Raw genomic sequence first — 21,559 nt, forward strand, 5'->3', positions numbered from 1 at the left:
ACATGATTTTACATCATGAGCCATTAGCTCAGTTGGTAGAGCATCTGACTTTTAATCAGAGGGTCGAAGGTTCGAGTCCTTCATGGCTCACCATTTTTTAGTTTTTGCGGGTGTGGCGGAATTGGCAGACGCGCTAGACTTAGGATCTAGTGTCTTTGACGTGGGGGTTCGAGTCCCTTCACCCGCACCATTTAGAAGTTAAGGTTTGTCATACATATAAAAAGGAATTATCTCCATTGAGATAGTTCCTTTTTCTTTTGACCGCTTTAATGTATTAAAGGTGCCTGGTACCATAATAGTTGGTTTAGTCTAGCTGTCTTGATGGGCGGCCATTTGTGTGTTTACGTAGTTTTGATTCAGTAAATAGGGTAGGATAACTATTGCCTTGCGTAATATTTGGTGGAGGTTGGCCTACCGGGTGCATGGAATGAATATAATCTAATACGGCTTGAATATCCTTTTTTGTAGCTACTTGACTCTGTTCGTCCAAGATGAGTCCTAGCTGACCGCTGACTTCAACAGTTGCCCATTTAACCTGACTAATGTGTTGGACATTAGATTGTCGTAAGCGCATTTCTAGTTGATCAATCGTTAATCGTAATTTCTTTAAATTTTTAATATTGATTACACCATCTTCGATAACAACAATCGATTTACCGGTAAAAAAACTCTCTATTTTATCTGACTTCACTTGAAGAAATTCAATAAAAATTAACGTAAGAACGAGTAGAAGTGCAATTAAAAAAGTGATCCAAATGTTTCGTTCGCTTACAGGCTGAATCATTAAGTTCCCAATTGAAATCATGATAACTGTCTGAGAGACCGTGAGCTGAGAGATTGATTTTCTACCGCCGATGCGTAAAATCATAATACCAACAAAAACAATGATGATCGCTTTCCATACCCAATGAAAATCCAAAATAATCCCTCCAACCTTATGTAAGGGTGTTGTGGATAGCTTATGCAAAAATAGCAAAATATAAACTGTGGTGAGGTGAGAACAAAGTGTCAATAAAATTACGAAGAGGATTATGTTATCTGTTAGGATTGTTTATATTAGCCTTTGGAATTACATTTACAATTATTTCAAACCTTGGAGCGGGAGCATGGGATGCGTTAAGTGTTGGCTTATCGGCTCGTTTTGGCCTGACCGTTGGTACTTGGGTCATTTTGATTGGAGTTATCCTTATTGTAGTAAATGCTCTTTTAGCGTGGTCACGCCCTGAAATACTTTCATTAGTGACGGTTATTATATTAGGCTATTTTATTGATTTTTGGCTATTAATCGTTTTTCAAGACATTCGCATAAATGAGTTGCCCGTTCAAGCAGCAGTATTATTAACGGGAGTTACGTTAATGGGGCTCGGCATATCCACATATCTCCAAGCAGATTTCGCCATCATCCCAATTGATCGCTTGATGTTAAATTTAAAGCAGTTATTGCGATTGCCCTTGATGGGGGCTAAGACTGTCGCTGAAATTATTGCTTTAATTGCTGCACTACTTGTAGGAGGACCCATAGGAGTGGGAACGATCATCGTTACATTAAGCATCGGTCCACTTATTCAAGTGTTTTATAAAAGAGTAAAGAGAATAGTGAGTGTTTAAGAAAAAAGGCTTCGAAATGAAGTCTTTTTTAGATGGATAAATTTTTATAGATTGAAAAAACTAAGATCAAATCGTACAGCTAGAGAAAGAAGGAGGAAAAGTCGATGCGAAAGGTATCGCTATGTATCTTAGTTTTATTTTTATTGATGTTCCCGTTACATGGTTTAGCAGCAGAAGAAAATAAGGGGGAAGAAACGAAAACTCAAATCCCTGATTACGTATTAGATATTTCTAAAGATAATACGTACCCAAACCCTACACAAGACCTTCCTTATTTACAACCAAGTGAATTGACTCAGGAGCTTTTGGATTCTTCAGAGGTCGAAATTACAAATCCTGAACTCATTCGATTATTAAACGAATCCTCAATCAATAACTCAAAGACAGCTTTGTTATTTAAAGCTTCCATCTATTTAGGCCAGTGGCCCCTAAATTACGAATCTGGGGAGACTAATGTGAATTGGGAATATAATAAAGTGAATACGAATTATGTGGATAACCGTGGCGGTCGCTCACCTCAAAAGCTAACTTATACACAAGAACAACAAAAGAAAATTTCAGGTGGATTAACAGCTGAAGTTCCAAATAGTGAAGAAGTGAAAAAAATGATGATGATTAAGGCGGCAGAAAAAACGGGCTTACCATTAGCATTTGATACGGTCATCGGTTACGGTACAAAAAAAGGACAAGTTTATAAAATCGCACCGAAAAATGTTGGCTATTTATATGCGTATGTACCAGCAGCCAATGAAAAGGGAAAGGTAACCTATGGAGAAGTGTATTTAACCATTAAGAATGGGAAAAGAAAGCTAGAAGTTAAAAACGTGACTCAACAAGGAATTGGTGCGTGGATACCAGTTCAAGATCATTTAGGTTTTAAGTTTTACACATCAAACCAACCACGTTAGTCACAATTAAAACTTATAAGTACAAACCAGAGAAAAGGAGTGCAGCTTAGCACTCCTTTCTTCTTTAAATATTGGATGTCTTATTTTTGAAAGAGACATTTTGATAGTAGGTATCCTTCACCAGAATGTTAGGTCCTAAGCATTTAACAGCTGGACAATGACAATTTAATTCATCAGCTAGGGTTGAGGAGTTCCACGTTTCGTATGCTTGTTCTAATGTAGTCGTTTGAATGTTTCCTAGTGGTGGAGCGTCACCGAAATCGGTCACAATGATGCTACCATCAAAGATATTCACATTTAACCGAGAACGTCCATCAGGGTCATTTCGAACCGTTACATTTTTAGAGGCATATAAACGTTTTAAGAGCTCGAGATCTTCTTCATTCGTACTGCATGCATAAAAAGGAAGGGTCCCGAATAACATCCATATATCGTCTTTTCGGTAATTGAGCAGTCGATGGACAGCAGACCGAATATCTTCTAGAGTGGCTACCTGTAGACTGCTTGCAAAATCACTCGGGTACATCGGATGAACTTCATGGCGCTGACAGCCCATATCGACAATTTGTTGATGGATCGCCTCTAGGTGCGGTAATGTCCTCTTATTAATCATCGTTTCAGCAGAAACCATGACTCCTGCATTCGTTAATGCCTTGGCATTCTCGATCATTCGCTCAAAATAATTGGCACGCTGTTGATAACTAGGTTTTCTCTCCATGACAGCAAAGCCGATATCCACAAAATCATCCACACTTCCATAGTTATGAGAGATATGGAGAACATCTAAGTAAGGAACAATCTTCTCGTATCGTGCTAAATCCAGGGTGAGGTTAGAATTTATTTGCGTTCGGACACCACGCTCATGTGCATATTTTAAAAGTGGAACGACATAATCATTAACTGATTTTAATGACAGCATCGGTTCTCCACCAGTAATACTTAATGCCCGAAGGTGAGGAACTTCCTCTAACCGGCGAATGAAAACGTCTAAAGGTAATGGATTGGGATCTTTCGAAGTTAAGGTATAACCGACGGCACAGTGCTCACAACGCATGTTACAAAGCGTTGTTGTCGTAAACTCTACATTTGTTAAAAGTGGCTTTCCATATTCCTCTATATCTAAATAAGCTTCCCATGGATCATAAGATGGTTTAATTTGTAACGTTTTTTGCTCAATCAAGTTAAGTAACTCCTTTAATTGATGATTCATATCTATTAATGATAACTGAATTCAAGAAATAGCAAAAGAACTATATTGAAAATAGATTGAATTGCCAATACTACTACTGTATGAACAAGTCTTAAGAGTATCACAACGGGACTGATTTTCTTGAGTGTGTTTATTATTTTTGTTAAAGTTACGATGACATGAACTAAAGGAGAGAGTAAACATGGGTGGAGCATTAAACGATAAAAATGAACAGTTAAATTATTTAAATCAAAAAATACAAATGATTGGTGATCTACTAGATAATATTGATCCTGAAGATACCACTGTAGAAGATATTGATCGTATTCTAGACATGCTTGATCAATTAGAGGGTAAATGTAAAGTATTCCGCCATTCTTGGGAATCAAAGGGAGCGGAGTAAGTTGTTTTTATATTTTATTCGTCATGGTGAATCAGAAGGAAATAAATTAGGAATTATTCAAGGAACAAAAGACTTTTCTTTATCGGAACTAGGTCAGAGACAAGCAGAGTCAGTAGCTCGTTATTTTGAAAAACAGCAGTTGGATTATATTTACAGTAGCGATCTTACAAGGGCATACGAAACAGCCACTGCAATTGCTCAGCGAAAAGAGCTAACTGCACATAAATGGGAAAAGTTAAGAGAAATAAATTTAGGTCCTTTAGAAGGGAAAACACGTACAGAAATCTATTCTCAATTTCCAGAAGTGAAAGAGCATTCGATCCTTACTTCTGGAGTTGAGGGAACTGAAAGTATTGATGAAATTACGGCTAGGTGTAAGTATTTGATCGAACAAATGCAACGTGCTCATGAAGGTAAGCATGTAGCTTTAGTCGCTCATGGTGGTTTAATCAGTATAATCCTTATGTACATACTTCTAGGAGAACAATGGCATATGCACCACAGGCCATTCCAGATTGAAAATACGAGCATTACATTAGTAGAACTTAAGAGTGATAGAAAGCCGCTCATTCATTATATTAATAGGACGACACATTTAGAGGTTGAACCGCTTCAACAAAATCATTCACTATTGAATAAAGAGGCATAGCAACTAGAAAGGGGAATGATTTGAAATCGTATCTATTAATCACCATTGCCATCTTATTTTTTTCGGGTAATTTTATTGTTGGAAAGCTGATGGTTGGTAACATTCCTTCGTTTACGTTATCATTTCTTCGTTGCAGTCTAGCTTTCTTGATTATGGTTTTTATTGCTCGAACAGATTGGAAGAATCATAGAGAAGTATTAGTACGAAATTGGAAGCCGATTTATGCTTTGTCACTGACGGGAATTGTTATTTTTATTGGCTTAGTCTATTATTCATTAAATTTTACGACGACCATCAATGCTTCAATTGTAGAAGCTTCTACACCGATATTTGCAGCTATTTTAGGCTTATTTTTATTAAAAGAACGTCTTTTAGCCGTGCAATATACAGGGATCCTCATTTCTTTTGTTGGTGTTCTGTGGATCGTTACCAACGGCTCGATCGAACAATTACTAGCTTTACAATTGAATGTGGGTGACTTACTGATGGTAGTTGCCGTATTAGCTTGGTGCATCTACTCTATTCTCGTCAAAAAACATATGGGGGGATTACCAACGAGAGGAACGCTCATGGTTATGCTTGGGATGGCATGTCTCACACTGCTTCCTTTTGTTATTATGGAGTGGATTTTATTAGATATTATGATTGTTTGGAATGCTCCAACGATCCTATCGGTTTTATACCTCGGTATTTTTCCTTCAATCATCGCAATTATTTGTTGGAATAAAGGGGTTGAACAAATCGGTGCTTCTAAGGCGGCAGTGTTTTTAAACTTGATCCCGGTATTTACGACCATTCAAGCGGTTTTAATACTAGATGAGAGAATTTATATCGAGCAACTATTTGGCGGGTTGCTAGTGATTGTCGGTGTTCTTCTAACAACCAAACTAAGGTCTGTAGTAAAAGTAAATGAGCCGTTAAAATTAGGAAATTGAATAATGCGCTTTCATAACCCCTTTCGAAATTTTTTGACAAGGCGTATAATAGTAGATGTGTTAAAATTCGTATCTGTAATTCCGAGGGGAGAGAACAGGATGGAGAAATTTAAAGATAGTATGTACGAGTTAATTGTAGAGACATCTACGAATCTACCATACGATGTACGCCATGCAGTTAAGGCGGCAAAAGCGAAAGAAAATGCAGGAACACGTGCTGCATTATCATTCTCAACGATTACTGAAAACATTCAAATGGCAGACGATAAGATCTCACCGATTTGCCAAGATACAGGTATGCCGACTTTTGAGATTAAAGTTCCAGTTGGTGTAAACCAAATTAAAATGAAAAAAGCAATAAAAGAAGCGATCGAGCAAGCAACGAAAGACGGAAAGTTACGTCCGAACTCGGTTGATTCACTAACGGGTGCCAACAGTGGTAACAACATTGGTGAAGGAACACCTGTATTCCACTTTGAGCAGTGGGAAGAGGACTATATTGATGTTCGCTTAATTCTAAAAGGTGGCGGCTGTGAGAATAAAAATATTCAATACAGCTTACCGTGTGAACTTGACGGACTTGGCCGTGCCGGTCGTGACCTTGATGGCATTCGTAAGTGTATCATGCACTCCGTATATCAAGCACAAGGACAAGGCTGTAGTGCAGGATTTATCGGTGTAGGAATCGGCGGTGACCGCTCGGCTAGTTACTTATTAGCAAAAGAGCAACTTTTCCGTACAGTTGATGATGTGAACCCGAATGAAGATCTTCGTAAACTAGAAGACTATGTAATGGAAAATGCTAATACATTAGGTATCGGTACAATGGGCTTTGGTGGAGAAGCAACATTACTAGGCTGTAAAGTAGGTGTTATGCACCGTCTTCCTGCAAGTTTCTTCGTATCTGTGGCTTATAACTGCTGGGCATTCCGTCGCTTAGGTGTAAAAGTCAATGCGGAAACAGGAGAAATTAACGAGTGGTTATATAAAGATGGTGAAAAAGTCGACTTTGGTGCACTTGCTGAAGAAGAAGCGGCAGCAACAGCTGAAGTGACTTCTGATGTTCGTGAAGTTGTACTTCAAGCTCCAATTACTGAAGAGCAAATTCGTGAGTTAAAAGTCGGTGACGTTGTTATCATTAACGGAATGATGCATACAGGCCGTGACGCGATCCACCACCACTTAATGGACCACGATGCTCCAATTGACTTAAATGGTCAGGTTATTTACCATTGTGGACCAGTTATGTTAAAAGACGATCAAGGCGAGTGGCACGTTAAAGCTGCTGGACCAACGACAAGTATTCGTGAGGAACCTTATCAAGGGGATATCATGAAAAAATTCGGTATTCGTGCTGTAATCGGTAAAGGTGGAATGGGACCGAAAACGTTAAAAGCGTTACAAGAGCATGGTGGTGTCTACCTAAATGCGATTGGTGGAGCAGCTCAATATTATGCTGACTGTATTAAGAAAGTTAAAGGTGTGGACTTAATGGAATTCGGTATTCCAGAAGCAATGTGGCACCTTGAAGTTGAAGGCTTTGCAGCAATCGTAACGATGGACTCACACGGAAACAGCTTACATGCAGATGTCGATAAATCTTCTTTAGAAAAGCTATCTCAATTTGCTGAGCGTGTATTTTAATAAAGAACGGGAGGAAGATGGGTAAACACTTGTTTACCTGTCTTTTTTTTGGGTGCCCAAGCAGAGTATGAAGTAGTTAAGAGGAACGCAGTCGAAATATGTTTAATTAATATTGTCGAGAAATCGATAAATCATGAGAAGTTGAAAATAAATGAAGTTAAGTTGAAAATAAATCAGATGAAGGTGAAAATAAAAGCAACAAGTTGAAAATAACAAATTGAAAAGCAAAGAATCGAAGACGAAAAAATAGCTGGATAAGATGATGGAGAAAAAAGCAGCCTGTTTACCAAATGAAGTGCTTTTTGCCGATGTATTAACTAAAATGCCCGTACATTACCACAGGAGAAACTTTTCACGAGGATAAAACGTATATGTACATACAAGGATCACTCCAGAAGCACGGTATCTTAGCGAAAGGAGCAATAGAATGGCACTTCAAAAACATCATAAGCAAATGGCAATTTTTCTATTTTGGTCTGCAATCATTTTATATTTTTTAGGGTTGATTGCTTTATTTTATAATTTAGGTAGAGGTACGCAAGGTGTTACGACAGAGAGAATACTCATTTATTTTATCACATTTGGACTGGGAACCGCTTCATTGTTAATTGCGTACTGGCGAATGAAACAAATCAAAGAAGTCCAGTCCAAGAAACCAAAAACCAATGAATTAGAGCTTACTGAAGATCTTTTTAAAGCACGGCGCTTGATGTTTGTTTCCTCAGTAAGCTTAAGAGAGCCCTATACGTACTATTCATTAGATGGCCAAATCGTAGGGAAGTTTAAAGAGGAAATTACATCAGCCCAGCAAGTCTTACGTTTTATCACACGGATGATACTGCCATTTGATTTGTTTCCGCGCGTACTGCATTTAGAGACAACAAAACAAACACTTACAATTGAAAAGCGGGGAGGCTTCTTTCGTCCGTACAAAGTGTATGACGAGAATCAGCAGCTTCTATCCCATATTGAATTAGGTAAAAAAATAATGGCACGCTACACATTAAATATCTTTGATGCAGCTGGGGAGTACATTGGGAATGTTACCAATGTCGGCTCGCAGTCTGCATTCACTGTTAAGATGAAGGCCGGAAAAGAAGTCATGTTCATTCGAATGGGCGGTATACCTTGGAACTGTGGAAGGAGACATTGTCGACATTCAGCGCGATCATGTATCCGACGCTGAGTTTTTACAAATTGTTTCCATACCGCTTGTTATCAAATACACAACAGCACGTTAACGCCTGCATAGTTTTTTATTTATGTGAAAAGCTAATAAAAAACTTAGGGGAGTCAGGTGTTGAAAATGAAAAAACTACTAACGATTATAGCTATCATTGCGTTCATTTTTACGGGTCTCGGATCAACAGCCGCAGCCTACGACACTAAAGTATACCACTGGAGCTACAAGCCGGAAAAAGAAAATAAACCAGTAACGACAGAACCCCATTACTTAGAGTTGCTCGAAAAGTATGGCGGTTATTTTATCGGAAATATAGATAAAAAAGAATTGTACCTAACATTTGATAACGGGTATGAAAATGGCTACACGGCAAAAGTTCTTGATGTATTAAAAGAAAAGAAAGTACCTGCGACTTTCTTTGTAACAGGACATTACTTAAAAACGGAACAAGATCTCATTAAGCGGATGGTAAACGAAGGGCATATCGTCGGTAATCATTCGTACCATCACCCAAGCTTGCCAGAAGTAAGTGAAGAAAGATTAAAGCGAGAATTAGACAAGGTAAAAGAAGAATATACAAACATTACGGGTCAAAAAGATATGAACTATTTAAGACCGCCAAGAGGTACATTCAGCGAAAAATCGCTGGCATTATCTAATGAGTTGGGTTATACGAATGTGTTTTGGTCGATGGCTTATAAAGATTGGGAAGTCGACAAGCAGAAAGGCGCAGATTATGCCTATAATCAAATTATGAAAAGGATTCACCCGGGTGCGATTATGCTTCTACATTCGGTCTCAAAAGACAATGCTGAGGCATTGGGACGTGTCATTGAGGATTGCCGTAAACAAGGATACACATTTAAAAGTTTAGACGAGCTCCTCTTAGATCGCATGATGTTAGAAGAGACAAGAAATCAAAAACGAGGCAAGCTAAAGACAAAATTAGGCTTCTAGCTAAAATAAAAGCACGAATTAATTTACTCTAATATGATTGTCCGTTCATTAAAAGGCAATACTATACTAAATTAGAGGTCAGTGTATCAAAACAATACCAAAAAGGCTGACAAATACATGTCAGCCTTTTATTTGTACATAAAATCTCTAGTTGGCAAAGCTTTCTTGACCAATCGCTTCTGCAATCGTTTCTAATGTACTTACATCGGTAACGTCAAAGGCAATCGCCTGCATGCTACGAACAATCATAACTCCAATTTTTTGACCCATTGAATTGGTAATTGGAAACTTTAATTCAGCATTACTTTCCCACTGGAGATCATCTTCGTCTGATGCAGCGACTAAGTTGCTTGAACCCTCTTCAAAAATTAGGATACCGACCCAATCTATGTATGGGACTTCGCTCACTAAACTCTCACAAGTTTTTTCAAAAACGGATTGAAGGCTCATTTTTTTGTATACATGGGCCATTATTTGTAGGGAAGCTACATCTGTTGCAATCGACATGAAATATCTCTCCTTCGTAGAACGTTTTACTCCTCCTATTGTAGCAAATAATATACGTTTACGAACTAGTAAGTTTAGGCAGTGGGGGGAGGGGTTGGCATAGAACTCAATAACTGTTCTTACCACTCTTTTATGGTAATATTCATTTTTAATAAAAAACGATTTTTTTCTCATTAAGTTTGAACCCGTAAGCGTGATTGATTGTGTTGCTAGGATTTAGGAGAATGGCAACTATTAAGATAAAGTACGCTCCATTTCACGAATATCATAATAGAAGGCACTTGCCATAAACATTACAAACCAATCCCACCTGCACCTGTTTAGGAAGTTTGCATCGTCCGTGCTATAATAAGTACACGATTTTAATGAATGACGGAGTGAACCAGATGACAGATAAAAAAACTGAAGCTGTAACGATTGAAAAAGGTCAACAATTCCCACTGACGATTAAGAGACTTGGAATTAATGGTGAAGGGGTCGGTTTTTATAAAAGAAAGATCGTCTTCGTTCCAGGTGCTCTTCCTGGTGAAGTTGTTGTAGCTGAAGTAACGAAAGTAAATCCAAAGTTTGCAGAAGCAAAAATTAAAAAAATTAGAAAACCAGCAGTGGATCGAGTGAAGCCACCATGTCCTGTTTACGATAAATGCGGTGGCTGCCAGCTTCAGCATTTAAGCTATGAGGGGCAGTTGCGGGAAAAGAAAGATATCGTTAGACAAGCTTTCGAGCGGCATACGAAGATCCACCCAGATAAGTTACCATTACAGGATACGATTGGAATGGAGGATCCGTGGAATTACCGTAATAAAAGTCAATTGCAAGTTGGAAAGCATAAAGAAAAAGTATTAGCAGGACTTTACGGAATGAATTCGCATCAATTAATCGATATATCCGACTGTATGATCCAGCATCCGATGACGAATACAGTCACACAACAAGTAAAGAAGATATTAGAGGATTTAAACATTTCGATCTATAATGAGAAAAAGCATAAGGGCATTATTCGTACAATTGTAACGCGTGTCGCATTTGCCACTGGTCAAATTCAACTCGTGTTAATTACAACCCAACAAGAAATTCCAAGAAAAGACTTACTTCTTGAGGAGATCAAGAGGAGAATACCAGAAGTCACGTCCATCCTTCAAAATGTAAATGGGAAGAGAACGTCAATTATTTTTGGTGACGAGACGATCCACTTAGCTGGAGAAGAAGTCATTCAAGAAACACTAGGTGACGTCTCCTTTGAGCTATCAGCTAGGGCGTTTTTCCAGCTCAATCCTGTTCAAACAGTCAATCTATATGATGAAGTAAAAAAAGCTGCACAGCTTACGGGTCAAGAAAAAGTCGTTGATGCGTACTGCGGGGTAGGGACAATCGGGATGTGGGTTGCAAAAGAAGCAGGTGAAGTCAGAGGCATGGATGTCATTGCGGAAGCTATCGATGATGCGAACGCGAACGCCAAAAAACAGGGGATTAGTAATGCTCACTACGTCGTTGGACCAGCTGAAAAGCTTCTTCCAAAATGGGTCAAAGAAGGCTGGAAACCAGACGTCGTCATCGTCGATCCACCAAGAACAGGATGTGACGATGCGTTGTTACGCACGATTATCAAGGTAAAACCGAAGAAGATGGTGTACGTTTCCTGTAATCCATCTACACTGGCGAAAGACGTTAATCAGCTTACGAGAGCTGGATTTAAGTTGAAGTATTTGCAACCAGTGGATATGTTTCCCCATACATCGCACGTCGAGTGCGTGGCGTTGATAGAGTTAAAATAGCTTGGTATCAATAGGTTTAGCGGTTTTAGTTAAATATTGAAGTGTGTTTTATGTTCCCTCGGACTATTGGTTCGGGGGATTTTTAGACCCCCGGGGGTCTTACTTTTACGCGAAAATTATTTAACAGAAATGATGGTTTTGTAAAATCGTTTTGAATAAGTAGTTAAAAATATTGGTATTGAGTAGATTATATCCCAAACCTTTTATTGTAAATAATATGGTAAGATATAATGGAATTATACTAGTTTTGGAGGAAAATATATGACTAATCAAATATACAATCAAATCGTTAGTTTCATCTGGGGTATAGCAGACGATTACCTTCGTGATGTTTATGTAAGGGGAAAATACAGAGATGTTATTTTGCCAATGACAGTTATTCGTAGACTCGATGCAGTCTTAGAACCTACTAAAGAAGCAGTATTAGATATGAAGAAAAAATTAGATGAAGCAGAAATTGTTAATCAAACAGATGCATTATGTAATGTTGCTGGTCAAGCATTTTGCAACTCATCACCATTTACATTAAAAGATCTAAAATCTAGAGCAAAACAACAACAATTGAAAAACGATTTTATTGCTTATTTAGATGGATTTTCTCCGAATGTACAAGAAATATTAGAAAAGTTTAGATTTAGAAATCAAATAGATACTATGGTTGAAGCTGATATTTTAGGTGCGGTTATTGAAAAGTTCGTAAGTCCGACTATTAATTTAAGTCCAAAACCGGTTCTTGAGGATAATGGGGACATTACACTTCCAGGTCTGGATAATCATACGATGGGTGTAATATTTGAAGAGTTAATCCGTAAGTTCAATGAAGAGAACAATGAGGAAGCTGGAGAACACTTCACGCCGCGTGATGTTGTTGAGCTTATGGCTGATATAACATTCTTACCAATAGCGGATAAAATCAAAGATGCTCCTTATTTGGTATACGATGGAGCTTGTGGAACAGGTGGAATGTTAACGATAGCTGATGAGAGATTACATCAATTAGCACAGGAACATGGAAAAAGTATTACCACTTATTTATATGGACAAGAAATTAACCCAGAAACATATGCAATTACGAAAGCTGATTTACTTATTAAGGGTGAGGCTGTACAAAATGATAACGTAGCATACGGTTCTACCTTATCCAATGATGGGTTCCCTGCAACTAACTTTGATTTTATGCTATCAAATCCACCATACGGTAAGAGCTGGAAAACAGACTTGGAACGACTAGGTGGAAAATCAGATATATCAGACCCTCGCTTTATTGTAAATCATGCAGGAGAACCTGATTTTAAAATGATTCCTCGTTCAAGTGATGGACAGCTTTTATTTTTAGCTAACAAAATAAGCAAAATGAAGCATGATACGGAACTAGGAAGTAGAATCGTAGAAGTTCATAATGGTTCTTCATTATTTACAGGGGATGCAGGTTCAGGTGAGAGTAACCTCAGAAGATATATTATCGAGAATGATTGGCTTGAGTCGATTATAGCTTTACCTGAAAATATGTTCTACAACACAGGTATTGCTACTTACATTTGGGTAGTTACTAATAGAAAGGCATCCCATAGACAAGGAAAAGTTCAACTAATTGATGCTACTGATTTAAAGAGCCCACTAAGAAAGAATTTGGGACAGAAGAACTGTGAACTGACTCCTAAGATAAGAGAGCAAATATCAGACATGTTACTTTCAATTGAAGAAACAGAGCAGTCGAAAATATTTGATAATAAGGAGTTTGGCTACCACAAGATAACAGTAGAACGACCTTTACGTTTAAAAGTAGATTTATCAAAAGAAAATCTAGAAGCCTTTGAAAAAAACTGCATGGAGAAAAAGGAAACGCCTTTATTTAATGTTATTAGTAAAATAGCTGAGAAACTCGATTATAATACCATAACTGATTTTAATATATTCATAAAAGAAGTAAGAATTATAGCCGAGCGGTCAAATGTAAAGTTACCTGCTAAAAGGCTAAATCTACTAAAAAGTGAACTAGCAGAAGTGGATGGGAAAGCTGAAAAAGTATTCAAGAAAATCTATAAAACCACAAAAGTAAAGCCAAACTTTATAAATGGTTTATTTGAGGCAACCATTGATGGAAAAAAGTGTGTTGTGGAGTATGAGCCAGATGCCAATCAAAGAGATTCAGAATTTATACCTTTATTACATGAGGGTGGAATAGAGCAATTTTTTAAAGATGAGGTTTTACCCTTTACGCCAGATGCTTGGATTGATAAAAGTAAAACCCTCATAGGTTATGAAATTAACTTTGCAAAATATTTTTACAAACCAGTAAAGCTACGCACACTCGATGAAATTAAAGCAGATATTTTTAAACTTGAGAATGAAACTGAAGGATTATTAGAGCAGATAATTGGGAGGAAAGAGTAATGTTAAAATCACTTTCCCCTTATTTAGAGTATAAAGATAGTAAACACACATGTTTTGGACAAATTCCAAAACATTGGAGAATCCTAAGGAATAATCAAATCTTTTCACAACGTAATGAGACAGGGTTCCCCAATTTACCAATTTTGGAGGTGTCTCTGAATACCGGAGTTCGTGTAAGAGATTTTGATAAATCGAAGCGAAAACAAATTTTAAACAATAAAGAAAATTATAAACGTGCCGTTAAGGGTGATATTGCTTATAATATGATGAGGATGTGGCAAGGTGCAGTCGGAGTTGCTCCTATCGATGGATTGATTAGTCCAGCATATATAGTTGCAAGTCCATCATTAGAAGTGAACAGTCAATACTATTCATATCTGTTTCGTACTCCTACCTACATGAAGGAAGTAAATAAGTATTCACATGGAATTGTTGCAGACCGTAATAGGTTATACTGGGACGACTTTAAACAAATACCATCATTACTTCCCCCTCTTGAAGAGCAAAATCAAATTGTAAAATATTTAGATTATCAGCTTGCGAAGATAAATAAATATATTAAGGTAAAGAAAAAACTTATTTCAACTCTTAAAGAACAAAAACAAGCAATTGTAAACGAGGCAGTAACAAAAGGGTTAAATCCGAACATAAAGATGAAACCGTCGGGTATAGAGTGGTTAGGGGATATACCCGACGATTGGAATTGCATCAAGCTTAGGAGAATTACAAAATTAGGACCTGGTAAAAATAAACTATTTAAACAAACTTCTCTTGATAAAAAGGTTGTATTTCTGCCTATGGAAAAAATATCGATATACGGTAAGGTCGATAATACAGAAAAAAGAGCTATCAAAGACGTAAAAGATGGCTTTTCATATTTTGAAAGAAATGATGTAGTTGTTGCAAAAATAACTCCATGTTTTGAAAATGGTAAGGGTGCCTGTTTAGATAATTTAGAAACAGAATTTGGATTTGGAACCACAGAGTTAATTGTCTTGAGAGCTCTAAAAAATATATTACCAAAATATCTTTATTTTATAACAAGAACTAGTTATTTTAGGATTCTAGGTAGCGAGGTAATGACAGGGGCTGCAGGACAAAAGCGTGTTCCTTCCGATTTTATTTCAAACTTTACTCTTGGGGTTCCAGACATAAATGAACAACATGAAATAGTTGAATATATAATAAAACAGTTAAACATTATAGATAAAAGTGTTACAACAGTAGAAAAAGAAATAGAGTTAATAACTGAATACCGAACTTGTTTAATCTCAAACGTAGTAACAGGTAAAATTGATATTCGTAATATTGAAGTTGTTGAAAGTGAGTTAAATGACATCGAAGAAGTTAGAATCAATGATGAAGTCTTGGAAAGTGAGGAGTGTGAGGTATAGTGCCGTCTAATACGAAAGAGTCAGGGTTAGAAACGCTAATTGTTGAACATCTCGTTTATCATAATGGGTATGAGCTTGGAAACAACCAAGATTACAACAAAGATTATGCTATAGATGAAACTCGCTTATTTCGATTTTTACAGGACACTCAACCAGACAAGCTAGAAAAGTTAGGAGTTTTCAAAAGTGATTTGGATAAGGTGAAATTTCTTAATCGTTTACAAGGGGAAATTACCAAAAATGGTGTCATTGAGGTTTTAAGAAATGGAGTAAAAGTCTATCCTGTCACTTTAGATTTGTATTACCTAACACCTTCACTTCAAAATGAAACAGCAGTAGAGCTTTATAATAAAAATATATTCAGTGTTACAAGACAACTTATGTATTCCAAAGATAACACGAAATTAGCATTAGATTTTGCTGTTTTCATTAATGGCCTTCCTATCATAACGTGTGAGCTAAAAAATAGATTAACTAAGCAAAATGTAGATGATGCTGTTCAGCAATATAAAAATGATCGAAGTTCACGGGAACTTTTATTCTACTTTGGTCGGTGTATGGTCCATTTTGCAGTAGATGATAATGAAATAAAGATGTGTACTGAATTAAAGGGAAAACCTTCTTGGTTCCTTCCCTTTAATAAAGGTTATAAGGATGGAGCAGGAAATCCACCAAACCCTAATGGTATCAAAACAGATTATCTATGGAAACAAATCTTAACCAAAGATGAGCTCTCTAATATTATAGAAAACTATGCACAAATAGTAGTGGAGAAAGACGAAGAGACTAAGAAAGTAAAGCGAAAGCAAATTTTCCCCAGGTACCATCAATTATCTGCCGTAAAAGCACTCTTAATAGATGCTGAACAAAAAGGGACAGGCCAAAAATATCTTATTCAACATAGTGCCGGAAGTGGTAAATCAAACTCAATTGCTTGGCTGGCTCATCAGTTAATATCTCTTAAAAGAGATGGAAATGACATCTTTGATACAGTTATTGTAGTAACAGATCGTATTAATCTGGATAAGCAAATTAAAAACACAATCAAAAGTTTTATGCAAGTATCAAATACAGTTGGTCACGCTGCTAGTTCTAGCGATCTAAAGAAGTTATTACAAGATGGAAAGAAAATTATTATAACAATTGTTCATAAGTTCCCATACATCTTAGAGGGAATTGGAAACCAGCATAGGAAGAATAAATTTGCGATTATAATAGATGAAGCTCATTCTAGTCAAAGTGGTAGCATGTCTGCAAAAATGAATATGGCTTTATCGGAAAATTACGAAGATGGCGAAGAAGAAACGATTGAGGATAAGATTATTAAAATCTTAGAAGGCCGAAAAATGCTCACAAATGCAAGTTACTTTGCTTTTACAGCTACGCCAAAAAATAAGACACTGGAGATGTTTGGTGTTCCTTATGAGGAAGAAGGTAAAGTTAAACATCGACCGTTCCATGTTTACACTATGAAACAAGCTACTCAAGAAGGCTTCATTATGGACGTATTAAAAGAATATACGCCAATTAATAGCTATTATAAAATTGCCAAAATTGTTGAAGATGATCCGATGTTTGATAAGAAAAAGGCACAAAAGAAATTACGTAAATATGTAGAATCGAATGAGAAAGCTATTGGATTAAAGGCTGAAATCATGGTAGACCATTTTCATGACCACCTTATTGCAAAACGTAAAGTCGGTGGTAAGGCACGTGCAATGGTCGTTACAAGCAGCATTGAAAGGGCAATTCAATATTATTATTCAATCACTGAATACTTGCAAAAGAGAAAAAGCGCTTATAAGGCAATCGTTGCTTTTTCAGGTGAAAAAGAATTTGGTGGTAAAAAGTTAACGGAAAGTATTATAAATGATTTTCCTAGTAATGAGATAGAAAAGAAATTAAAAAAAGATCCATACAGAATCTTAGTTGTTGCTAATAAATTTCAAACCGGATATGATGAGCCGCTCTTACACACCATGTATGTTGATAAAGTTTTGACTGACATTAAGGCAGTGCAGACATTATCACGATTAAATAGAGCGCACCCAGATAAGGCCGATGTGTTTGTTTTAGATTTTGCGAATGATACAGATACGATAAAAGATGCATTTTCAAAATACTTTCGTACGACTGTGCTATCTGATGAAACGGACCCTGACAAACTAAATGACTTAGAGAGTGATATTAGAAAATATCAAGTATTTACAGAACAAAACGTAGATTCAATCGTGGAGTTATTTTTAAATGGTGCCCAAAGAGATAAACTTGATCCTATTTTAGATGTTTGTTCGCAATTCTATATTGACCATTTAGATGAAGATGAACAAGTAGATTTTAAGAGTAAAGCTAAGGCTTTTACCAGAACTTACGGATTTTTGGCATCAATTTTACCGTATGGAAACCCTGATTGGGAAAAGCTATCTATCTTTTTAAATTTATTAATTCCGAAACTCCCTGCACCTAAAGAAGAGGATTTGTCAAAAGGTATATTAGAAGCGATTGATTTAGATAGTTACCGGGCAGAAGCTCAAGCAAAAATGTCGATTGTATTAGAAGATACAGAGGAATATGAAATTGCTCCGGTACCAACAACAGCTGGTGGAGGAAGATCTGATGTAGAGTTAGATTTACTCAGCAATATTTTAGCAAGTTTCCATGATTTATTTGGAAATATCAATTGGAATGACGAGGAACAGGTTAAAAAGCAAATTGCTGTCATTCCAGAAACTGTTTCAAAGGATAAGGATTATCAAAATGCAATGAAAAACTCAGACAAACAAAATGCTAGAATAGAAAGTGAAAAAGCATTAAATCGAGCGGTCATAAACATGATGGCTGATAACATGGAAATTTTCAAACAGTATAATGATAATGATTCTTTTAAGAAGTGGCTATCCGATATGGTGTTTACCTTAACATATAATACGGAAGGAACCCCTTTTACTGAAAAGCCACCTGAAATTTAATTATTGAAATAGGAGTGGAAATATTGGCTGATCTTAAATTTGAAATCACAGAACACATCGCTGTTTTATCCGAATCACCAAAAGGCTGGACAAAGGAGTTAAACATGATCAGCTGGAATGGGCGAGAACCAAAGTATGATATTCGTGACTGGGCCCCCAACCATGAGAAGATGGGGAAAGGTGTTACTTTGTCAAAAGAGGAAATGGAAAGTTTGAAAAAGTTTTTACAAAAGTAAGTGTAAGACATTAATTGTGGGGGTGTCACATGGGGGATGCTATTAGTATATTTAACTTTCTTCTAGAGCACTTTGGTGAAAGTTTAGCAGCGAATCTTTCACTACTCTTCGTATCGGCTTTATTACCCATTAAAGTTCAGCGAATCAGACACCCCAGATATTTAAGTCGATACATTACGCTGATTATTCTACTTCTATTAGTACTTAATGCATTATTAATTGGTGTAATAGGGCTAAATAATTGGTTGGTTTTGTGTGCTGTGTTGTTCCTCTTAGTATTTTATAGTACAGTTTCATATTTAGCTATTAAGAAACCGATCGGTTATTCCAAGGTTAAGTTAGGTCGTTTAAAAAAATTAGTACAACAAGAATATAGCTGGAACCGAGAAGACCTTTTTAATAAAAGACCATTTTACTTTATTGATTTCCTTGAAAAATATGAATACGACATGCTTCATGCCGAACATTTGAGGGAATTAGGGAAATTAAGAGAAGCACTTGAACTATACAATAAAGTTGACGAAAAGAACCTATTCGATCCTGAAAAGAATATATTGCAACGAAAAAAGGCCTTTATCTTATATGAGCTGGGTGATTTAAATAAAGCAAAGTATATACTCGATAATCTTGAAGTTAAGAATGAACCCAATTATCAAATGCTTAGAGGTATACTTTCTGAAAACTGGATGAACTTAGATAAAGCTGCAAATCATTTTCAAAATGCACTGAGTATGGTCGAGGGTAAAGATCCGTTATTAGAAGCGATGATTTATAATAACTACGGGCGCTTAAGGTTTATAGAAGGAAACTATACAGACGCTATAAACTATTATCGATTAAGTTGTGATGTTGCAAAACAGCAAAAGAGTAAAACCTTGATCCATGTGTCTTATCAAAATTTAATCCATTTATGTATTCGCCAAAACAGGATGGAGGAAAGTGAGCAAAGATTAGATGAATATAGCGAATTAATTGATAGTAATGTGATAAAAGATTTGCAAGAATTTTATAACCTCCAGATGGAAGTAGCAAGACAAACTTCTGACAAAGTGAATATGATAAAAGCAGTCGAACATGGAGAAATTGAAATCCGAAAGAGACTATCCGCCAAACACCAATTGCTCTTCGACAAAAGTGATTTACGGCTTCGTTGTAATAACAAGATAGATATAACTAAGGTTCTGAACCGGATTTATACTAACCTAGATGAATATTTTAGATTAGAAATGCCTGAACGATACTTTTGTATAAAAGAAATCGATATAGCATTAAGACAAATTCGTTTTCCGCCTTCCCATCGTTTTGAAATGATACCGAATGTAGTATTGAGCTATATGAGTACAGAGGCTCTAAAGGATTTAGAACAATACATTCAAACCTTGAAAGAGTATGAAATTAATGAAAGATGCAATATCGAAAGGGAGAAAATAGGAGTATTAAAAGAGTACGATAAACCTTATGAATTTAATCGTATTTATAAATCGATGTGCGATGTAAAAGACATTTATAGTAAGAATGGTCTACTAATTAACATGATTATACAAGATCTCGATATTGCTGATGAATGTTTTGCCTTTGATAATATGGATGGCACAAAAATTAGGACAGAACCATTAGAAATAATGAAAAAACATGTCCAGATGGCTGAAGACAATCTATCAAAATTAAAATCATATCCAATAGTTGTTGAAATGTATATTAGACTCGCCAAGTATAATTTTACACTTGGAAATCTGAAAAAGGCGGAAGAGCACTTAAATGCTTTTAAATCTTCTGGAGTAGCAATTCATCATTTCGCTTATTGGATTCAACAAGACTATCATTATTTGAATTCAGAGCTTACACCTATCACAAAGTGAACATATATTAATTTTGATGTCAAAGCTTCATATGAATTTAATGGCCCACTTTAAGGATCACATCTTTGTGTTCGTAAGGAAGGTAGATCTATATATTAAGGATGCGATGATTTGGAAAAGCAATATTTTGATTTAATTCAGTTCTTTGAAGGATATGTTCGAAATTACAGGCGTCTAAACTTATCGACCGTACATAATCGCTCTATGTTTACCAAGAGAGAGATTGATTATTTTGCAAATCTAGGTGAAATGCTAGGATTTGATTCTTTTGTTGAAGATTCGAAGTTTGATAAAGTAAAAGGCCGATCAAGACCAATGGATCTTTCTTGGTGGAAATGGGATAGCAGGGTGGACTGTGAAAACTATGTTTATCTGGCGTTGCACTTGGAGCGGGAAAACCAATGGAACAAGGATGAGGATACAATTGAAAAACTGTTTTCTGAAACGGAAGAAGGTTATATCCCTCATAATGTTATTGGAATTCAAAACATAGAATCGAAAGAAAGAATTGCATGTCTCAACAATATGGTGACACAGAAGAACAGAATTCAAAAATCGAATGCTCTAATGGTTTATCGTTACTTTGATAAGGATGTTCAAGTTGAAAGAGTATCGGCATATCATTTTGGAATAGATGGGAGAAATGAAGTTAGGCATGCGATTTGTAAGGAAGATGAATTGGGCTATTGGTTTATGTGTTTTGAAGAAGAATTTGAGAGGTTGAATAAAGAAGGTTAAGTTTTTAGTTTATCCACACTTTCAAGTGATCGCTCTTATTTTTTCATGACAATCATAATGAACTTATCCAAAAATAACTACCTTACTCCACAAACTTGTCCACAAAAATGGTTGTGAGGCAGCTTATCCACAGCAATTTCAGAAGATTGTTTGTTACACTTTATCTGCATTCGTTTTATCAACATTAAGTATAAACTAAAAAAACTACGTG

At 36.3% G+C, this 21,559-nt stretch carries 18 protein-coding genes and 2 tRNA genes; 17 read left to right on the plus strand and 3 right to left on the minus strand.

The window, feature by feature from the left end:
- The first annotated feature begins 17 nt into the window (after positions 1-17).
- Together AC2VNP_RS21125 and AC2VNP_RS21130 are read left to right on the plus strand one after the other, a co-directional pair.
- Positions 18-93: transfer RNA gene (locus AC2VNP_RS21125), tRNA-Lys, on the plus strand.
- Between the two features lie 13 nt (positions 94-106).
- A tRNA-Leu gene (locus tag AC2VNP_RS21130) sits at positions 107-190 on the plus strand.
- 114 nt (positions 191-304) lie between these two features.
- Here the strand turns inward: AC2VNP_RS21130 and AC2VNP_RS21135 are convergent.
- Positions 305-919, minus strand: coding sequence for a DUF421 domain-containing protein (locus tag AC2VNP_RS21135; protein WP_486919278.1), 615 nt, complete (start codon positions 917-919; stop codon positions 305-307).
- Between the two features lie 86 nt (positions 920-1,005).
- Here AC2VNP_RS21135 and AC2VNP_RS21140 point away from each other — a divergent pair, with 86 nt between their 5' ends.
- Entirely contained in the window at positions 1,006-1,608 is a 603-nt protein-coding gene (locus AC2VNP_RS21140; protein WP_486919279.1) for a YczE/YyaS/YitT family protein, read from the plus strand.
- A 104-nt stretch (positions 1,609-1,712) separates the two neighbouring features.
- On the plus strand, positions 1,713-2,516 hold the full coding sequence (locus AC2VNP_RS21145) for a YfkD family protein (protein ID WP_486919281.1): 804 nt from the start codon (positions 1,713-1,715) through the stop codon (positions 2,514-2,516).
- Positions 2,517-2,580: 64 nt separating this feature from the next.
- On the opposite strand, the gene yfkAB is transcribed toward AC2VNP_RS21145, so the two are convergent.
- Positions 2,581-3,726, minus strand: coding sequence for a radical SAM/CxCxxxxC motif protein YfkAB (gene yfkAB, locus AC2VNP_RS21150; RefSeq protein ID WP_486919282.1), 1,146 nt, complete (start codon positions 3,724-3,726; stop codon positions 2,581-2,583).
- Between the two features lie 181 nt (positions 3,727-3,907).
- Between yfkAB and AC2VNP_RS21155 the strand changes: the two genes are divergently transcribed.
- The 6 genes from AC2VNP_RS21155 (at position 3,908) to pdaA (ending at position 9,476) form a co-directional block, all read left to right on the plus strand.
- On the plus strand, positions 3,908-4,108 hold the full coding sequence (locus AC2VNP_RS21155) for an SE1561 family protein (protein ID WP_275119354.1): 201 nt from the start codon (positions 3,908-3,910) through the stop codon (positions 4,106-4,108).
- Between the two features lies 1 nt (position 4,109).
- The gene (locus tag AC2VNP_RS21160) at positions 4,110-4,757 is read left to right on the plus strand and encodes a histidine phosphatase family protein (RefSeq protein WP_486919284.1); all 648 of its coding nucleotides are present in this window, start codon (positions 4,110-4,112) and stop codon (positions 4,755-4,757) included.
- A 20-nt stretch (positions 4,758-4,777) separates the two neighbouring features.
- The gene (locus AC2VNP_RS21165) at positions 4,778-5,692 is read left to right on the plus strand and encodes a DMT family transporter (protein ID WP_486919285.1); all 915 of its coding nucleotides are present in this window, start codon (positions 4,778-4,780) and stop codon (positions 5,690-5,692) included.
- A gap of 99 nt (positions 5,693-5,791) precedes the next feature.
- A complete protein-coding gene (locus tag AC2VNP_RS21170) occupies positions 5,792-7,336 on the plus strand; it encodes a fumarate hydratase (RefSeq protein ID WP_486919287.1) in 1,545 nt (514 codons plus the stop codon).
- A 427-nt stretch (positions 7,337-7,763) separates the two neighbouring features.
- On the plus strand, positions 7,764-8,522 hold the full coding sequence (locus AC2VNP_RS21175; RefSeq protein WP_486919289.1) for a hypothetical protein: 759 nt from the start codon (positions 7,764-7,766) through the stop codon (positions 8,520-8,522).
- 120 nt (positions 8,523-8,642) lie between these two features.
- A complete protein-coding gene (gene pdaA / locus AC2VNP_RS21180) occupies positions 8,643-9,476 on the plus strand; it encodes a delta-lactam-biosynthetic de-N-acetylase (RefSeq protein WP_486919291.1) in 834 nt (277 codons plus the stop codon).
- A gap of 147 nt (positions 9,477-9,623) precedes the next feature.
- Here pdaA and AC2VNP_RS21185 read toward each other — a convergent pair whose 3' ends face one another.
- The gene (locus AC2VNP_RS21185; RefSeq protein ID WP_275119360.1) at positions 9,624-9,983 is read right to left on the minus strand and encodes a GAF domain-containing protein; all 360 of its coding nucleotides are present in this window, start codon (positions 9,981-9,983) and stop codon (positions 9,624-9,626) included.
- 386 nt (positions 9,984-10,369) lie between these two features.
- On the opposite strand from AC2VNP_RS21185, the gene rlmD reads away from it, so the two are divergent.
- The 7 genes from rlmD to AC2VNP_RS21220 all read left to right on the plus strand — a co-directional run bounded on the left by rlmD (position 10,370) and on the right by AC2VNP_RS21220 (position 21,348).
- On the plus strand, positions 10,370-11,758 hold the full coding sequence (rlmD, locus tag AC2VNP_RS21190; protein ID WP_486919293.1) for a 23S rRNA (uracil(1939)-C(5))-methyltransferase RlmD: 1,389 nt from the start codon (positions 10,370-10,372) through the stop codon (positions 11,756-11,758).
- A 261-nt stretch (positions 11,759-12,019) separates the two neighbouring features.
- Positions 12,020-14,152: a type I restriction-modification system subunit M gene (locus AC2VNP_RS21195; protein WP_486919295.1), complete on the plus strand. Its 2,133-nt coding sequence runs from the start codon at positions 12,020-12,022 to the stop codon at positions 14,150-14,152.
- Positions 14,152-15,546: a restriction endonuclease subunit S gene (locus tag AC2VNP_RS21200; RefSeq protein WP_486919297.1), complete on the plus strand. Its 1,395-nt coding sequence runs from the start codon at positions 14,152-14,154 to the stop codon at positions 15,544-15,546. Before AC2VNP_RS21195 ends, AC2VNP_RS21200 begins: the two co-directional genes overlap by 1 nt.
- Positions 15,546-18,515, plus strand: coding sequence for a type I restriction endonuclease subunit R (locus AC2VNP_RS21205; protein ID WP_486919299.1), 2,970 nt, complete (start codon positions 15,546-15,548; stop codon positions 18,513-18,515). The genes AC2VNP_RS21200 and AC2VNP_RS21205 overlap by 1 nt, the downstream gene beginning before the upstream one ends.
- Before the next feature lie 23 nt (positions 18,516-18,538).
- Positions 18,539-18,751, plus strand: a complete 213-nt coding sequence (locus tag AC2VNP_RS21210; protein WP_486919301.1) for a YdbC family protein — start codon at positions 18,539-18,541, stop codon at positions 18,749-18,751.
- Positions 18,752-18,780: 29 nt separating this feature from the next.
- Positions 18,781-20,610 carry a hypothetical protein gene (locus AC2VNP_RS21215; RefSeq protein ID WP_486919303.1) on the plus strand — a complete coding sequence of 610 codons (1,830 nt, stop codon included), beginning with the start codon at positions 18,781-18,783 and terminating at the stop codon, positions 20,608-20,610.
- A gap of 111 nt (positions 20,611-20,721) precedes the next feature.
- The gene (locus AC2VNP_RS21220; protein WP_486919304.1) at positions 20,722-21,348 is read left to right on the plus strand and encodes a hypothetical protein; all 627 of its coding nucleotides are present in this window, start codon (positions 20,722-20,724) and stop codon (positions 21,346-21,348) included.
- Positions 21,349-21,559 lie beyond the last annotated feature (211 nt).

Source organism: Alkalihalobacterium sp. TH-98 (assembly GCF_057473385.1).

Excerpts from the sequence above, each read along its gene's own strand:
- AC2VNP_RS21155 (WP_275119354.1), top strand. The coding sequence starts at position 3,908 with ATGGGTGGAGCATTAAACGATAAAAATGAACAGTTAAATTATTTAAAT.
- pdaA (WP_486919291.1), top strand. The coding sequence starts at position 8,643 with ATGAAAAAACTACTAACGATTATAGCTATCATTGCGTTCATTTTTACG.
- AC2VNP_RS21215 (WP_486919303.1), top strand. The coding sequence starts at position 18,781 with ATGGGGGATGCTATTAGTATATTTAACTTTCTTCTAGAGCACTTTGGT.
- yfkAB (WP_486919282.1), bottom strand. The coding sequence starts at position 3,726 with ATGAATCATCAATTAAAGGAGTTACTTAACTTGATTGAGCAAAAAACG.
- AC2VNP_RS21195 (WP_486919295.1), top strand. The coding sequence starts at position 12,020 with ATGACTAATCAAATATACAATCAAATCGTTAGTTTCATCTGGGGTATA.
- AC2VNP_RS21175 (WP_486919289.1), top strand. The coding sequence starts at position 7,764 with ATGGCACTTCAAAAACATCATAAGCAAATGGCAATTTTTCTATTTTGG.
- AC2VNP_RS21200 (WP_486919297.1), top strand. The coding sequence starts at position 14,152 with ATGTTAAAATCACTTTCCCCTTATTTAGAGTATAAAGATAGTAAACAC.
- AC2VNP_RS21170 (WP_486919287.1), top strand. The coding sequence starts at position 5,792 with ATGGAGAAATTTAAAGATAGTATGTACGAGTTAATTGTAGAGACATCT.
- rlmD (WP_486919293.1), top strand. The coding sequence starts at position 10,370 with ATGACAGATAAAAAAACTGAAGCTGTAACGATTGAAAAAGGTCAACAA.
- AC2VNP_RS21145 (WP_486919281.1), top strand. The coding sequence starts at position 1,713 with ATGCGAAAGGTATCGCTATGTATCTTAGTTTTATTTTTATTGATGTTC.
- AC2VNP_RS21185 (WP_275119360.1), bottom strand. The coding sequence starts at position 9,983 with ATGTCGATTGCAACAGATGTAGCTTCCCTACAAATAATGGCCCATGTA.